Annotated in this window: 11 protein-coding genes; all 11 read right to left on the bottom strand. The window is 67.9% G+C overall.

What is annotated here, in order from left to right:
• Position 1: 1 nt before the first annotated feature.
• Entirely contained in the window at positions 2-646 is a 645-nt protein-coding gene (locus KTJ89_RS07510) for a response regulator transcription factor (RefSeq protein WP_139909223.1), read from the bottom strand.
• Positions 634-2,559, bottom strand: coding sequence for a sensor histidine kinase (locus KTJ89_RS07505; protein WP_259357256.1), 1,926 nt, complete (start codon positions 2,557-2,559; stop codon positions 634-636). Before KTJ89_RS07505 ends, KTJ89_RS07510 begins: the two co-directional genes overlap by 13 nt.
• A gap of 276 nt (positions 2,560-2,835) precedes the next feature.
• Complete coding sequence (locus tag KTJ89_RS07500; RefSeq protein ID WP_259357255.1) at positions 2,836-4,122, bottom strand: trans-sulfuration enzyme family protein; 1,287 nt, start codon at positions 4,120-4,122, stop codon at positions 2,836-2,838.
• Between the two features lie 263 nt (positions 4,123-4,385).
• On the bottom strand, positions 4,386-6,416 hold the full coding sequence (locus KTJ89_RS07495; RefSeq protein ID WP_259357254.1) for an FAD/NAD(P)-binding protein: 2,031 nt from the start codon (positions 6,414-6,416) through the stop codon (positions 4,386-4,388).
• Positions 6,409-7,374 carry an LLM class flavin-dependent oxidoreductase gene (locus KTJ89_RS07490; protein WP_259357253.1) on the bottom strand — a complete coding sequence of 322 codons (966 nt, stop codon included), beginning with the start codon at positions 7,372-7,374 and terminating at the stop codon, positions 6,409-6,411. The genes KTJ89_RS07495 and KTJ89_RS07490 overlap by 8 nt, the downstream gene beginning before the upstream one ends.
• Positions 7,371-7,988 carry an NADPH-dependent FMN reductase gene (ssuE, locus tag KTJ89_RS07485; RefSeq protein WP_259357252.1) on the bottom strand — a complete coding sequence of 206 codons (618 nt, stop codon included), beginning with the start codon at positions 7,986-7,988 and terminating at the stop codon, positions 7,371-7,373. Before ssuE ends, KTJ89_RS07490 begins: the two co-directional genes overlap by 4 nt.
• Before the next feature lies 1 nt (position 7,989).
• Entirely contained in the window at positions 7,990-9,420 is a 1,431-nt protein-coding gene (locus KTJ89_RS07480; RefSeq protein ID WP_259357251.1) for an NtaA/DmoA family FMN-dependent monooxygenase, read from the bottom strand.
• The gene (locus KTJ89_RS07475; protein WP_259357250.1) at positions 9,413-11,182 is read right to left on the bottom strand and encodes a dipeptide ABC transporter ATP-binding protein; all 1,770 of its coding nucleotides are present in this window, start codon (positions 11,180-11,182) and stop codon (positions 9,413-9,415) included. Before KTJ89_RS07475 ends, KTJ89_RS07480 begins: the two co-directional genes overlap by 8 nt.
• On the bottom strand, positions 11,179-12,117 hold the full coding sequence (locus KTJ89_RS07470; RefSeq protein WP_259357249.1) for an ABC transporter permease: 939 nt from the start codon (positions 12,115-12,117) through the stop codon (positions 11,179-11,181). The genes KTJ89_RS07475 and KTJ89_RS07470 overlap by 4 nt, the downstream gene beginning before the upstream one ends.
• Positions 12,114-13,184 (bottom strand): ABC transporter permease, encoded by a 1,071-nt coding sequence (locus KTJ89_RS07465; protein ID WP_259357248.1) that lies wholly within the window; start codon positions 13,182-13,184, stop codon positions 12,114-12,116. Before KTJ89_RS07465 ends, KTJ89_RS07470 begins: the two co-directional genes overlap by 4 nt.
• Positions 13,184-14,818, bottom strand: coding sequence for an ABC transporter substrate-binding protein (locus KTJ89_RS07460; protein ID WP_259357247.1), 1,635 nt, complete (start codon positions 14,816-14,818; stop codon positions 13,184-13,186). The genes KTJ89_RS07465 and KTJ89_RS07460 overlap by 1 nt, the downstream gene beginning before the upstream one ends.
• Positions 14,819-15,292 lie beyond the last annotated feature (474 nt).

The following is a 15,292-nucleotide window of genomic DNA, read 5'->3' as shown; positions in this document are numbered from 1 at the left end:
TCTAGGCTCCGAGGAATGTGAGGACGGCGAGGACTCGGCGGTTCTCCGAGGTGTCGGCGGTGAGGCCGAACTTCGTGAACACCGAGGAGATGTGCTTTTCTACGGCACCGGCACTGAGGTAGAGGGTGCCGGCGATCGCGGCATTGGACTTGCCTTCGGCCATGAGCTGGAGGACTTCGATCTCGCGGGGGCTCAGGGTCGACAGTCCGTCCTTCTTGCGCGTGCGCACAAGGATCTGGGACACGACCTCCGGGTCGAGAACGGTGCCGCCGCCTGCGACCTCGTCGACGGCGGTGAGGAAGTCTTCGACGTCGGCGACTCGGTCCTTGAGCAGGTAGCCGAAGCCGCCGGTGTTCTCGGCGATGAGTTCGGACGCGTACTGCTCCTCCACGTACTGGCTGAACACGAGGACCTTGACGTCCGGGTTCTGCTTGCGGATGAGGACGGCGGCGCGGATGCCTTCATCGGTGAACGTCGGGGGCATGCGCACGTCGATGACGGCGAGGTCCGGCGGATCGTTGTGAACGACGGCGAGGAGTTCGTTGGCGTCGGGCACGGCGGCGATGACCTCATGTCCGGCGTCGGCGAGCAGCCTTTCGAGTCCGGCCCGCAGGACGGCAGAGTCTTCAGCGATTACGATGCGCATGGCACCTCCACAACTACAGTCGTTGGCCCACCTGCGGGGCTGGTCAGGTTCAGTGTGCCACGAGCGGCTTCGACCCGGTCGATGAGGCCGGCGATCCCGGTGTGACGCCCCGTGCGGTCGACACGTGCACCGCCGTGGCCGTTATCGGTGACGACGATCTGCACACCGCTTCCGGTCGGGGCGATGAACACGCTGGCCCGGGTGGCGCCGGAGTGCTTGGCGATGTTCGTCAGGCATTCGGCGACGACGAAGTAGGACACGGCCTCGGCTTCGCGCCCGATCCGCCCCTCGAGGCGGACATCGACGTCGACGGGGATCGTCGACCGTCCGGCCAGGGCGGAGACCGCGGCGTCGAGTCCGCGGTCGGTGAGGACAGCGGGGTGGATTCCGCGGGCCAGCTGGCGGAGTTCGTTGACGATGCCCTTGGCTTCGGTATGGGCTTCGGCCACGAGTTCCTTCGCCTTCTCCGGATCGGAGTCGATCTTCGTCTTCGCCATGCCCAAAGTCATGGTCAGGGCGACGAGGCGGGGCTGGGCTCCGTCGTGGAGGTCGCGTTCGATGCGCAGACGTTCCGCGGCTGCCGCCTCGAGGCCGGCCATGCGGGCCCGATCGAGTTCCGTGACCTCGGCCTGCAGCGCCACGGTGCGGGCCGGAGCGAGCAGCGCCCGGTCGAGGGCGCGGTCGAGCAGCGGGGCGAACCACAGGATGGCCAGGGAGCTGGCGAGGACGATGACGGCACCGATGGCCACACCGATGCGGGCCGGTCCGTCGATGGTTTCGCCGATGAAGAAGGTGTTGACTCCATGGGGGTTGATGGCCGCGAAGATGCCGAAGATGGAACCGCAGATTGCCGCAATGGTGCCGGCGACGACGATCAGGCCGAGGAGCATCTTGATGTAGTGGTGGGCGGTCGAGCGCCAGAAGGCACCGGATTTCACCTGCAGCCAGCGATTGTGGAGGAAGCGGCCCATGCCGGGTTCGCGATTGCTGCTTTCGATCTTCGGGACGGGGATCTTATCGGAGTAGATGAGTTCAGCCCGGTAGCGTTCGGCGTTGTTCGCGCCCTGCTGGACGAGGACCCAGACGAGGAGGGCGAGGACGCCGAGACCGAGGGCGAAGATGCCGCCGATTCCGGTGAACAGCAGTCCCAGCGGGATCCACGCCCAGATCAGGGCGAGGACGGCGGAGAGCACGAGGTTCGCGACGCCGATGATTCCGGTGGGGCGTTTGGGCCAGGTGATGGGTCCGTCGGCAGGGATCTCGGTGACCTCGTCCCGGCTCAGCGGCAGTGAGCCGGTGACCGGGGCGTAGGCGACGGGTTCGCGTTTGGGCTTCATCCGCCGAGGCGACCGCGGGCGTGGCATCGGCTGTGCCATCGGCATGGGCTGTGCGTTCGGCGCGGGCCGTGCATGCGGCATGGGCTGTGCATGCGGCGCGGGACGACCGAACTGCGGGCCGGGTTGTGGTGCTGGGCGCGGTCCGGGTTGAGGGGCGCGGCCGGGTGGGGTGGGGTAGTTCGGGTTGTTCGAGGGCGCGTACCCGGATGGTGCGGCCTGAGCCGAGGGATGGGTGCGGGGGCCAGGCTGCGCAGGAGCCGTCGGATGTGTGTAGGTGACCGGCCTGGTGGGGTTCATCGGTGGGTCGTCAAGACGCTGGGCCTGTTCGCCGGCTCCCATCACTCGGGTCGAGCCCGTCGCGAACGGCACGTCGAGGTCGACGGGTTTCGTCCGGAACTCTCCTGCTTCGCGAGCGGTCGGTACGTCGACCGCTGCTGCGTCGACTTCGGTGGTCGGCGGTGCATTGACGATCGCTTCGGCGCTGATCGACTCTTCGCGCTGTGGGGGTTGAGGCTCCTGCGGATCGGGGCCGAGCGGCTCCTGATCCTGCGGGTTCTCGGGGGTCTTCTCACTCATAGCAAATACGCTACGGGAGCCGCGGGCTCGCGAACAGCACGAAGACCTCCGACCCCACGTCGGGTTTTCCCGACACCCTGTGACCGGCCCCACTGGATTTCCAGGTGGACGCTGGAGCCCCGGACCGCATCAGCCGCGCCTTTGCGCGCGGCGTGTCTGAGCGTCCCTCACCCTTCGCGACGAATCACCCCGCTGCAACGAGGTGGTCTGCCACGAAGGGTGAGGTGTGCCGACGTACCGGGAGGAAGTGTCGCTCCCGGTACGTGATGCCGTCGGCTATACGGGGACCGCAGCCGCTCGAGACGAGACGTGGTGCTTTCCCGCAGGAGCGGTATGTGCGGCTCCGTCGGCAGGACTCGTGCCCGCATCACCGGACGTGGCGTCGAGCGCCTGCGCAAGGTCGGCGAGGATGTCTTCGACGTCTTCGATCCCGACGGACAGGCGGATGAACCTGCCGGAGACGCTGACCTCGCTGCCGGCCACGGACAGGTGCGTCATCGTCGCCGGGTGGTCGATGAGGGACTCGACTCCTCCGAGCGATTCGGCCAGAGTGATGAGCTTCGTGTTCGCCACCAGGGACAGTGCCCGCTCCTCGGTGTCGGTGCGCAGGGACACCACTCCTCCGAACCCGCTCATCTGCCGCTTCGCCACCTCGTGCCCCGGGTGCGAGGGCAGGCCCGGGTAGATCACTTCGGCCACCTCGTCGCGGGTCTCCAGCCATTCGGCCACCGCCTGCGCGTTGGCACAGTGCGCCTTCATCCGCACCGGCAGGGTCTTGATCCCGCGCCTGGTCAGCCACGCGTCGAACGGGGAGATGCCCAGCCCGACGGACGCGAGGTGGCTTTCGAGGCGGTCGACCACCTCGGCGGCGCGGGGACAGCTCGTCCCGTCACCGGTGAGGACCGCCCCGCCGATGACATCGGAGTGGCCATTGATGAACTTCGTCGTCGAGTGCACGACGATATCGGCGCCGAGTTCCAGCGGACGCTGGAGCACCGGGGTCGCAAAGGTCGAGTCCACGGCCAGGAGCGCGTTCGCTCGGTGGGCGAGGCGGGCCGCCTCGGCGATATCGATGATGTCGAGCCCGGGGTTGCTCGGGGTCTCGACCCAGATGATCGCGGTGTTGTCGTTGATGGCGGCGGCGAGCGCCGCGGTGTCCGTGAGGTCGACGGTGCGGATGACCACGCCCCAGCGGACGTACTCATTCTGCAGGAGCCGGAAGGTCCCGCCGTAGACGTCGCGGGGCAGGATGACCTCGTCGCCGGGACGAAGCAGAGAAGAGAACACGGCCACCTCGGCCGAGGTTCCCGAATTGACGGCCGCGGCGAACGACGCTCCCTCCAATTCGCACAGAGCCTGTTCGAGGTCGCTGCGGTTCGGCGTGCCCGTGCGCGCGTAGTCGAAGCCGGCGCGAGTCTCTCCCGGAGTGTCCATCATGAAGGTCGAAGTCTGGAAGATCGGGGCCACGACCGAACCGGTGTGCGCCTCGGGCATGGCTCCCGAGTGCACCGATCGGGTCGAGATTCCGGCGGGTGTGGTGGGTTCGAAACGGGGTGAACTCACGGCGGATCCTTCCTTCACTGATGGGCACCGCTGCATCTGCGGTGTGTTTCAGTGTGAGTGCCCCAGATGCGCTCGCGCGAACGCGCCGTCTCGGATGGTCACGTCGCGTCATATGTCGTCGATGAATGTCATTTTTCGACGTAGAAAGCCGGCATCCCTCGCCGAGGCGGTCCGCCGACTCGTACGCACGCGACGTGATCGTCGTTCGTTCCCACCGCGGCAGCTCTCTGTGACGATCGAGCAGTCCCACTGCCGGTCGCCGGTCACCCAGCCAGGAGCTCCCGCCGGTCGGACCCTGCCGCCACGGCGTCGAGGATCGCCCCGGCAATGCGCTCGTTGTCAGCGAACACGGGGGCGCCAGTCTGCGGTCGGCTGAAGGCCTCGGCCGTCGATCCGGAGACCGCGGGACCGAGCAGGAACAGATCGCCTTGTGCCCGACCATGTGCGTCGAGCGCGCGACCGGCACCGTCGGTGCGCAGCTTCGCGTGAGCCGCGGTCTCGAGCAGCAGTCGGCCGTCCGCCCGCAGTGTTTCGAGGACCGGATCGGCTGCCTTCTCCGCACTCTGCCGAGCCAGGCGCGCGTCGACGAGATGAGTGAAGGTCTTCGCCTCCGGGTAAGCGGTGGAGCGGGCGGTGAAACCGGCAGCATCGGCGTCGATGCTCAACCCGGGACCGAGGAACCGAACGAAACCGGCTTCGTGGAGAGCGAGGATCTGTCTGACTCTCTTCGGCGGCGGGCCGCTGCCGATGAACGAGAACAGGGAATGAAAGCTGCCTTCGACGAACTCCGTGCGATCGCCATTGCTGACTCGACCGTCGCGGACGAGCATCCTGATCTGCACATATGCCTTGACCAGAGCGGTGAAGACGGCGAGGTCGGCAGAGTGGTGCACATCGGCACTGCGCTTGAGTTGCCCGGAGATGTGGTCGCGCACGCTCGCCTCTGCAGAAGAGAGATCATCACAGCGCAGATCGGCCAGCGGACGGTCGATGCGGTCCAGGTCGAACAGATCGGCCTCGTCGGCGATGACGTCGCGGGCGGCCTCGGCGATGGTCTCGAAGACGGCGCCGGTGGTGGCTTCTGCCCCGTTCGCGCCGATGCGGCCCGCGCGGACCCGCTCGGCGGTTGCATCGATGCGCTCGAGCAGTTCGGGAGCGTCGATGTCGCGCTTCCACAGCACGTGTTCGTAGTGGGCATAGGTGAGTTCGAGTTCGAACAGCGGACCGAGCACCGCATCGAACTCGATGAACCGGGAACTCTCGCCGAGGCGCTGCCCGCTTCCGCGACGGTCCCCTCCCGCGCTGCCGGTTACGTCAGCCACGCGGTCCAAGTACCGCAATTCCACGGCCGGTGCGCCGGGGACATCGACCTGACTGTAGCCGAGCTTCGGACTGTAGGAGACCCCGCGGGAAGATCCCACCCACAGCACCGGTTCGGTGCCGGAGGGCCGGTAGCGAAGCCGTTCCCCGTCGTCGACGAACTCACCGCCGCGACCCTCGGTGACCATAACCATGAAGTCGAGGAACGCGAGTCCGAAACCGCGGGTGAGCACCTCAGCGCCGGCAGGGATGCCGCTGAAGTCGAGGTCGGCCGTGTATCCGGGAGCCTGATAGTACAGGTCTTGTCCTGCCGAGGCGGCCGCACGGTCGGCCAGGATCGCATCCTGCTCGGCGGTGTGCATATCGAGATGCCCCTGAGCCGAGACAAGGACGTCGGTGGCGATCTCCGCACCGGCGGAGGTGGTGACCACGAAGCCGCGGTCGCCTTCGCCGCGGCGCACCGCCGCGGCGCGGGCACGGTGGATGTGCACCTCGGCGCCGAGCCGATCGAGAGCGAGTTCGAAGGCCGCCGACAGGTAGTGGCCCTGGACCCGGCGGCTGGCGAACGATTGGGAGTCGAGCCCTGCCGCCTCGGCGCCGAGGCCAGCCTGCGTCAGGCGCTCCCGACCGGGCCCGTGGATCCACTCGTGCAGGGTCGGTCCCATGATGCCGGGATTCTCGAGCAGGCAGGACTCGTCCGGGAAGATCGTGACGTCCTCGGTGCGCGAGTTCATCCACAGGTGCGGCGACTGTTCGGTCCGCCATATCCGCCCGGCTCCGGCCGGATACGGGTCGACGAGGTGGATGCGCAGGCCTGCCCCGGCGTCCGTGTTCGCGGCGATCGCGAGCAGGATGCCCAGGGTCTTCGGCCCGGCCCCGATGAAGGTGAGGTCGGCGCGGTGCCCGCCCGAATCGGATGCCGTCGACGCATCACCGCCGGTCGTGAGGTCCGCCGCAGCCGACGTCTTACGCATCGACATAGAGGCTCACGGCCGGGGCGAGTCCGAGGCGGCCGCGCAGATCGCTCGCGTCGCTGCCGCCGCCCAGTGCCGCAACGACCTCAGGGGTGTCACGCAGTCCCGCCGCGTGCAGGGCGGGCAGGATCTCGGAGACGAGGCGGACGCTGAAGTCGAGTTGATTCTCAGCTGACGCGGTCAGCAGCACCCCCGAGGCCCCGCGTTCGACGAGGATGCGCACGGAGCTGACGAGCTCGGCCACCTCGGCGCGGTTCGTCGGTGCCGGCAGGACGGTGAGCACCGGCACCCAGGGGTCGAGTTCGGTGCGCAGATCCTCGAGCGAGATGGTGCCGGCGGCCTCGTCGGCGAGAACGACGTCGGCGGCGCCGCGGGCCGCCTCGTTGCCGGCCTCCGCACGGACGATGATCGGCGGGTGGCCCTGCGGCGGGCGCGGCGTGATCGAGGGCCCGAGCACCGAGTAGTCGACTCCCGTCGAGTCCTGGACCTGCGCTTCGATGTAGTGGAGGCGGTCGCGATCGATGTAGCGGTCGGTGGCCTGGTCGCGGATGATCGCGTCGTCGTCCCAGGAGTCCCAGAGTCGGCGGATGACGTCGATGACGGATGCGGCCTCGGCCCAGGCAGCGGGTGCAGGGGCGGGGCCGCGTCGACCGAAGAGGGCCGCCTCGGCGGGGGTGGATGAGATGCCCACAGCGAGTCCGGCACGGGCCCGGGCCGCGTAGTCGAGCGTCGCCGAGGCGGTCGCGAGGTGGAAGGGCTCGAGATGGGTGACGCGGACCTCGGGGACGATCCCGAGCCTGCTGGTCAGCGGGCCGAGCCAGGAGGCGAACTCGAGCGCGTCGTACCCGGTGAAGTCATCGGGGACGAGGGCGAAGTCCGCATGTCCGTCAAGGGTCTTCGCGGTCGCCGGGCCGGAGATCGGATCGGGGTTCAGCGTGGTGGCGATGATGACGCTCATGAGGGATTCCGTTCGGTCGTGATCGGGGCGGTGATGAGGGATTCGGCGGCGGCCGCCTCGGCGTGGGTGCACGACCGGGCTCGGACGGTCAGTTCGGAGTCGAACTGGTCGATGGCGTCGACGACGTCGCGCTCGACGGATTCGTCGATGCTCGGAGGGGTCGTGTCCGTGGCCGGGAGGATGTTGCTCGATGCGACGAAGCGGCCACGGCCGATCGAGCTCGCCCCGAGCGTGGCCAGCAGCGGTTTGAGGCCGTAGTCGAGGGCGAGGACGTGGGCGGCGGATCCGCCGGTGAGCAGCGGCAGAACGGGTTTGCCGTGCAGGGCGTCCATCGGCAGCAGATCGACGAAGACCTTGAGCAGTCCGGTGTACGTGGCTTTGAAGACCGGGGACCCGACGACCACTGCGTCGGCGGCGGCGACCGTGTCCCGCGCCGAGGCGATGAGGCCGTCGCTCGAATCCCCCGTCAGGAGGGGGCCGGCGGGCAGGTGGCGGAGTTTGATGAACTCCGTACGGTGGCCGTACTGGCCGAGCCTGCGGGCGATGAACTCGAGGAGCGCTTCGGTCTTCGAGTTCTCCGAGGGGCTGGCCGAGAGCAGGACGACACGCGACATGTCAGCCCACCTCCTTGAGTTCGCGGGTCGGAGCGTCGGGGGTGCCGGCGACACCGATCTTTGTGGTGTCGGTTTCTGCGGCGGCGGTGCTGCGGGCTTCGCGACGGGCGGCGGCCCAGTCAGCGGCGGTGCGGGCGGCGGGCAGTCCGATGCTCTCGCGCAGGGACCCGTCCGGATATTCGGTGCGATAGACCCCGAGTTCCTGGAGTTCGGGCACGACCTTCTCAACGACCTCGTCGAGTCCGCCCGGAGTGAGGTGGGGGACGAGGATGAAGCCGTCGGCGGCCTTCGTGCGGACCGCCTCGGCGAGGTCGGTCGCGACCTGGTGCGGGGTGCCGACGTAGGAGTGACGGGTCGAGACCCGGATGACGAGTCCTCGGGCGGTGAGGTTCTCGGCCTCGGCGATCTTCCGCCAGCGGGCAATCGTCGCTTCCGCGTCCTTGATGTGTTTGACCCTGCCCTGGGAGATCGAGTCGGCGGCCGGCGGCACATCGGGCAAGGGTCCATTGGGGTCGAAGGCGGAGAGGTCGCGGTCCCACACGCGTTCGAGGAACGCGATGGCACCGGCCTCGCTGACCTGTTGGGAGGCGACCTCACGGGAGCGTTCGGCCGCCTCGGCGGGAGTGTCGCCGAGGATGATGGAGACTCCCGGGTAGATCTTCAGGGAGTCTTCGGTTCGGCCGTAGCGGGCCAGGCGGGACTTCACGTCCGCGTAGAACTTCCGGCCGGATTCGGGGTCGGAGTGACGGGTGAAGATGACGTCGGCCGAGCCGACGGCGAAGTCACGGCCGAAGTCCGAGTCCCCCGCCTGGAAGACGACGGGGTGACCGCCGGGCAGGGGGCCGGCGGGGAAGCGTCCGGCGATGTCGAAGAAGTCGCTGGCATGCGTGAACGACCCGTCACCGGCGGCGGTGTCCCAGAGTCTCCGAGCCACGTCGATGAAGTCCTCGGCGCGGCGGTAGCGGTCGGCGTAGTCGAGGTAGCCGCCGCGGCGGAAGTTCTCGCCTGTGAAGGCGTTGGAGGTCGTGACGACGTTCCAGGCGGCGCGACCGTTCGAGAGGTGGTCGATCGTCGCGAGCCGGCGGGCGATGTCGAAGGGTTCGTTGAACGTCGAGCTCAGCGTCCCTGCCAGGCCGATGCGCTTGGTCACGGCGGCGAGCGCGGACAGCACGGCCGTGGTGTTCGGACGACCGACGACGTCGAGATCGAAGATCTTTCCCTGGTGTTCGCGCAGGCGCAGGCCTTCGGCGAGGAAGAAGAAGTCGAAGAGTCCAGCCTCGGCGGTCTGTGCGAGGTGAGCGAAGGAGTCGAATTCGATGTGGCTGCCCGAGGCAGGATCGGACCATACGGTCGTGTTGTTCACGCCCGGGAAGTGCGCGGCGAGGTGGACCTGCCGCGGCTGGCCGGGGATGCTGCTGTCGAATTCAGGCATGGGATGCTCCTGTCAGTTCGGTGGTGTTGATGGTGGAGGTTGTGCGCACGGCGGAGTCGTCGAAGCACGGCACTGCGTCGATGAGCGCCCGCGTGTAGTCGTCACGGCTCTCGTGCAGCACACGAGCAGTCGGCCCGGATTCGACGACAAGTCCGTCCTTCATCACGATCACCTCGTCGGCGATCTGCTCGATGACGGCGAGGTCATGGGAGATGAAGAGGTAGGCGACGCCGAGGCGATCCTGCAGGTCGACGAGCAGCTGCAGGATCTGCGCCTGCACGCCGACGTCGAGTGCGGAGACGGGTTCGTCGAGGATGATCACCTCGGGGTCGACGGCCAGCGCACGGGCGATCGCGAGCCGCTGCCGCTGCCCTCCCGAGAGCTCCCGAGGGGTGCGCTTGAGCAGGCTGTGGTCGAGGGCGACGGCGTCGAGCAGCTCCCGCACTCGTCCCGGCCGGTCGGCTCGGGTGCCGATGCGGTGGCCGCGCAGCGGTTCGGTGAGGATCCGCTCGACCGTGTAGTGCGGGTCGAGAGCCGCGCTCGAGTCCTGGTGGACGTACCGGATGCGCCGTCCGAGGTCCTTCCGCCGATAGTCACTGACGGGCTTTCCGTGGAGGGCGATAACTCCGGAATCCGCCCGGTCGGCGCCGAGCAGGATCCTCGCCGAGGTCGTCTTCCCCGACCCGGATTCGCCGACGATTCCCACAGTCGATCCTGCCCGCAGATTGATGTCGAGACCGTCAACTGCGGGACGGTCCCCACCGAAGTTCCGTACGATCGCACGGCCGGACAGGACCGCCTCGGCGCCGGTGTGGGTCTCGGTGGCGCCAGCGTCGGTGCTCGGCCGCAGTCTCCCCCACCCGAGGTGCGGGGCCGCGGCGAGGAGCGACTGCGTATAGGCATGCTGGGGGTCGGCGAGGACGGCTTCGGTGGGCCCGGTTTCGACGATGCGGCCGGCCTGCATGACCAGCAGCTTTGCGGCGCGTTCCTTCGCGACGCCGAGGTCGTGGGTGATGAGCACGAGCGCGGTCTGCAAACCGGCGACGAGGCCGCCCAGCACGTCGAGGACCTGTTTGGCCACGGTCGCGTCGAGCGCCGAGGTGGGTTCGTCGGCGATGATGAGCGCCGGCCGGGCGGCGATCGCATTGGCGATGAGCACGCGCTGCCGCTGCCCGCCGGAGAGCTCGTGCGGATACCGCCGTCCGTGGGTCTGCGGGTCGAGTCCCACGGCGGTGAGAACCTCGGCGATGCGGGGTCTGATCTGCGGTTTCGCATAACCGTTGACGGTCAGGGTCTCGGCCAGGGCGGAGGCGATCGTGCGCACCGGGTTGAGCCCGGCGCCCGCGTCCTGCGGCACGTACGCGATTCCCGTACCGAGGATCCGCTGCCAGGTGCGCGGCTTCGCCGAGGTGAGGTCCTCGCCGAGGTGGCTGTGCGTGTGCGCGTGGACCTTCGTCCCAGCCGGGAGGAGTCCGGTCAGCGCCGCGGCCGTCGTGGACTTGCCGGATCCGGACTCGCCGACGATCGCGAGCGTGTCCCCGGGGGCGAGACTGAGGTTGATGTCCGCAATCGCCGGGGTGGGAGCACCGGGGTAGGTGACGCTCAGTCCCGCAACCTCGAGGACCTCAGGGTCCTGAGGCGACAGGGTCGACCGGGCCCGGATCGGTGTCGGCTGGGCCTCGGTGGTCTCCAGACCGGCCTCGTCGATGACTTCGGTGCCGGCACCGGCTGCGGGCCAGGCGAGGAGATCGGTGTTGATCATCGGAATTCCTTCTCGGAGTTGACGGCGTGGGAGAGACGGTTGGCCGCGAGCACCACCGCAGCGACGACGAGTCCGGGGAAGGTCGTCATCCACCAGGCTGCGGCGAGGAAGTCGCGGCCCTCGGAGACGAGCAGACCCCATTCGGGCTGCGGCGGCGGGGCGCCGAAGCCGAGGAAGCTCAGGGCCGAGACGGCGAGCACAGCGGACCCGAATTCGAGTGCGAGCAGCGCCCCGATCGGGCCTCTGACCTGGGGCAGGATGTGCAGGGCGAGGACCGATGCGGCCGAAAGTCCGTCGGCGCGGGCGGCGCGGACGAATTCCGTCGAGCGCCACCGGATCACCTCAGCACGAGTCAGCCGGGCGAACGAGGGCACGGCCGCGACGCCGACGGCCACGGCGACGTTGAGGGTGCCGAAGCCGAGCGCGGTGATCACTGCCATCGACAGCAGCAGGCCGGGCACGGCCTGGAGGACGTCGACAGTGCGCATGAAGATCGCGTCGAGCACCCCGGTGAAGAAGCCGGCGAGCAGGCCGATGAGGACGCCCGCGCCGACCCCGATGAGCACGGCGGCGAGGCTGGCCGACAGGGTCTGCGCGGACCCGTGGATGGTGCGGGCGAAGACGTCGCGGCCGAGCTGATCGGTGCCGAAGACGTGCTCGGCGCTGGGTGCCAGGAGGCGGTCGGTCGGGTTGCCGGTGAGCGGATCGACGCTGGTGAGCAGGGTCGGCCAGACGGCGGCGAGTGCGGCGAGTCCGAGGACGATGATCGCGATGACTTCGACGATCCCGATGCGGGCGGAACCCACCGCCGAGGTGAGGCGACGCAGCCGCCCGGGCGTGCCGCCGCCGGGGACCCGGTCCTCGTGGGGCCGGTCCGCACCGGGCCCGGTCGGTGCGATCTGGGCGTTCTTCTGCAGTTCGGTGGCCAGGCTCATGCGCGCGCTCCTTCGGTCTCCGTCGATGCGGACTCTGCCGTCGAGCCGGCCGGGCTCGCACCGGCGGGTGCGTCCTCACGGTCGGCCGCCTCGGCGAGGGTGTCCCTGACCTTGGTTTCGAGCTTCCGGCGGGCGGCGCGCAGCCGCGGATCGAGCACCGGGTAGGTGAGGTCGGTGATGAGGTTGACGAGGACGAACACGGCCGCGGCGAAGAGGACGATGCCCTGGACGAGCGGGATGTCCTGCCCGGTCACAGCGGTCTGAGCGAGCCGGCCGAGGCCCTGTCGCGAGAACACGTTCTCGACGACGACGGATCCGGCGAGCGCCTGGCCGAAGAGGACTCCGCCCATCGTCAGCGCCGGCAACAGCGCCACCGGCAGGGCCTGGCGCAGCAGCAGCCGCAGCCGGGTGTAGCCCGATGCGTGGAAGGTCGTGACGAAGGGTTGGATCCAGGCGTTCTGCAGCGAGCGGAACAGCACCTGGGCGATGATCGCCGACAGCGGGATCGCCAGGGTCACGGCCGGCAGCACGATCGCGGCCGGAGTTCCGGTGCCCACCGCAGGGAAGAGCGGGAGGCGGAAGGAGAAGATCTGCAGCAGCATCAGTCCGACCCAGAACGTCGGCAGTGCGACTCCCAGTCCCGGAAGCGCGGCGAGGGTGTCGCGCAGCCACGGGCGGCGGGTCAGGGTCGCGGCAACCGCGATGATGGCCCCCACCGCCAAGGCGAGACCTAAGGCCAACGCGGCGAGTGCGAGCGTCGAGGGCAGGGCGGCGGCGATCGCCTCGGTGACGGGGGTGCCGGCCTGGATCGAGGTGCCGAAGTCAAGGCGGACGACGGCCAGGAGGGCGAGCAGGTACTGGATGGGCAGCGGCTGGTCGAGGTTGAACTCGGCACGAAGCCTGGCCACCTCGGCGGGGTCGAAGCTCTGCAGCTCTCCCCCGGCGCCGAGCATCGTGATGACCGGATCGCCGGGCAGCCAATAGAGGAGGAAGAAGCTGAAGGTGAACGCGATCCACAGGACGAGCAGTCCTTGGGCCAGCCGGGAGGCCAGGTAGCGCAGGCTCATCACCGCTCACCGTCCAGCCAGGTGTCATAGATCTGGAAGCGCGAGGAGGCCTCGTACTTGAAGTCGTGGACATTCTTGCCGGTGCCGATCACTCCGGAGAGTTCGACGATCGGAATCGAGTAGCCTTCGTCGATGAGGATCTTCGCGGCCTTCGTGAAGTCCGCCGTGCGTTCCTTCTCGTCGAGCGTCGAGGTCGTGCGGGCGAGGATGTCGTCGAGCTTCTCCTTCTTCTTCCTCGCGTTGCCGTTCTGTTCGTCGACGCCGAAGTAGTTGCGCAGAACATCGCCGTCGGCACGGGTGAGGTTGCCGAAGGTCAGCTCTTCCTTGCCCTCGGCCTGCTGGGCGGTCACCTCGGCAGTGGTCTTCTTCTCGAGCTTGAGGTCGAAGCCGATCTCTCGCAGCTGCTGCTGGACGAGCTCGAGGAATGGGGCGTCCTGCCAGTAGGTCAGCGTCGTCGACAGCTTCGTGCCGTCCTTGACCCGGATGCCGTCGTCGCCGACCTTCCACCCGTCGTCCTCGAGCAGCTTCTTCGCGCCGTCGGGGTCGTAGGCGAGCAGATCGGAGAGATCTTCGTACTCAGGGGTCGACTTCGCCAGCACCGAGGTGGCCGGAGCCTGGTGCTGCGAGATCACGCTCTGCAGCTGGTCGCGGTCGATGCCCTTGACGAGCGCCTGACGCACCGACTTGTCCTTGGCGATGTTCCCGGTGAGCTTGGGCACGAGGTTGTAGACGACGCCCGGGTTCGGTCGGGAGGCGATGCCCAGTCCCTGCGCCTCGAGGGTTTTCTCGTCCTGGGATTGGACGGAGAAGTCGACATCTACCTGCCCCGACAGCAGTGAACCGTTGCGCACCGAGGCCTCGGGGACGATGGAGAATTCGATGCCGTCGAGGTGGGCCGGCCCTTCGTGCTCGGCGATCGATGACGGCCAGTCGTAGTCGTCGAACCGGGCGAGCTCGATCGACTTGTTGTGCTCGAAGGACTTCACCTGGAACGGGCCGGTGCCGACGATGTCTCCGGTGCAGCGTTCCTCGGGGGACTTCGCGAGTGTGTCCGAGGAGTAGAAGCCCAGCGACATCGTCGACGTCGCCTGGAGGAACTGGGCGTTGGACTTGTCGAAGGTGAATGTCACGGTCTGCTTGTCGGGAGTCTCGATCGACTTCAGCCCGTCGAGGTAGGTCTGTCCCAGGGAGGCCTTCGCCCCGAGATCCTGGATCGCTTCGAAGTTCTCCTTCACCGAGGCGGAGGTGAAGTCCGTGCCGTCCTGGAACTTCACCCCGTCACGGAGGTGGAAGGTGAAGGTCTTCGCATCATCGGAGACATCCCAGCTCTCGGCGAGCCACGGCTTGATCTCCTGCGTCTCCGGATCCTGATCGGTGAGCGAGTCCGTGATCTGACGAGTGACATTGAGGGTGACGTTCGTGCCCTGCTGCTGTCCGTCGAGGCAGGTCGGATCGACGTCGTAGGCGATCTTCAGTGTTCCGCCGTCCTGAGGTGTGGCATTTTCGTCCTCGGCCTGTGCCGATCCGGAGCACCCGGCGAGGAGGAGGGAACCTGCTGCGAGAACGGCGAGAGCGAAGTGAGAGCGGCGCTGCGGCGAGCGGGTCGGAGCGGCGGGAGAGCTGATGGTGGTCATGGGTGTCCTGGGTGGTGTCAGTAGTGGATGTGAATCAGAGGTGATTGCGAGGGTGTCGGCGCGAGTTGCGACGATCACGGGCCGACCAGACGGCAGTGATTGCTCAACATATCGCCGGAAAGATCAAGCGCTTTCGGCTCGGTGCCCCAGAATCGTGCGAGAAAGCGGAGCGTCCGGCAGGGCGAGGCGAGCGAGGCTCGACAGCCTTCGCCGCAGAAAAGCCCGGGCGCCCGGAGTCGGAGAGAAATCAGCCTTTGACGAGGCGGAACATCGGCATGGTCATGCAACAGTCAAGAGCTTCGAACCGTGCGGACAGCGCCCAGGTCTGCGAATTCTTGAAAGCGATCATCATGCCCTCTGCTGAAGTGATGTCGTGGAATGTTGACGATCAACACCGTATCAGTAAACTCAATTGCTCAACAATAGTTGAGTATGATCGTCGTCATCATTCGTCACAGAACTTTCAGCCGCCCT

It is taken from the genome of Brevibacterium sediminis (assembly GCF_024895295.1).
GTDB lineage: Bacteria > Actinomycetota > Actinomycetes > Actinomycetales > Brevibacteriaceae > Brevibacterium > Brevibacterium sediminis.
The sequence above is the reverse complement of the archived record's forward strand: the minus strand, read 5'-3'. Positions and strand labels throughout refer to the sequence as shown.

Coding starts and splice junctions, on each gene's coding strand:
- KTJ89_RS07505 (WP_259357256.1), bottom strand. CDS start 2,559: ATGAGTGAGAAGACCCCCGAGAACCCGCAGGATCAGGAGCCGCTCGGC.
- KTJ89_RS07460 (WP_259357247.1), bottom strand. CDS start 14,818: ATGACCACCATCAGCTCTCCCGCCGCTCCGACCCGCTCGCCGCAGCGC.
- KTJ89_RS07495 (WP_259357254.1), bottom strand. CDS start 6,416: ATGCGTAAGACGTCGGCTGCGGCGGACCTCACGACCGGCGGTGATGCG.
- KTJ89_RS07475 (WP_259357250.1), bottom strand. CDS start 11,182: ATGATCAACACCGATCTCCTCGCCTGGCCCGCAGCCGGTGCCGGCACC.
- ssuE (WP_259357252.1), bottom strand. CDS start 7,988: ATGTCGCGTGTCGTCCTGCTCTCGGCCAGCCCCTCGGAGAACTCGAAG.
- KTJ89_RS07470 (WP_259357249.1), bottom strand. CDS start 12,117: ATGAGCCTGGCCACCGAACTGCAGAAGAACGCCCAGATCGCACCGACC.
- KTJ89_RS07465 (WP_259357248.1), bottom strand. CDS start 13,184: ATGAGCCTGCGCTACCTGGCCTCCCGGCTGGCCCAAGGACTGCTCGTC.
- KTJ89_RS07480 (WP_259357251.1), bottom strand. CDS start 9,420: ATGCCTGAATTCGACAGCAGCATCCCCGGCCAGCCGCGGCAGGTCCAC.
- KTJ89_RS07490 (WP_259357253.1), bottom strand. CDS start 7,374: ATGAGCGTCATCATCGCCACCACGCTGAACCCCGATCCGATCTCCGGC.
- KTJ89_RS07510 (WP_139909223.1), bottom strand. CDS start 646: ATGCGCATCGTAATCGCTGAAGACTCTGCCGTCCTGCGGGCCGGACTC.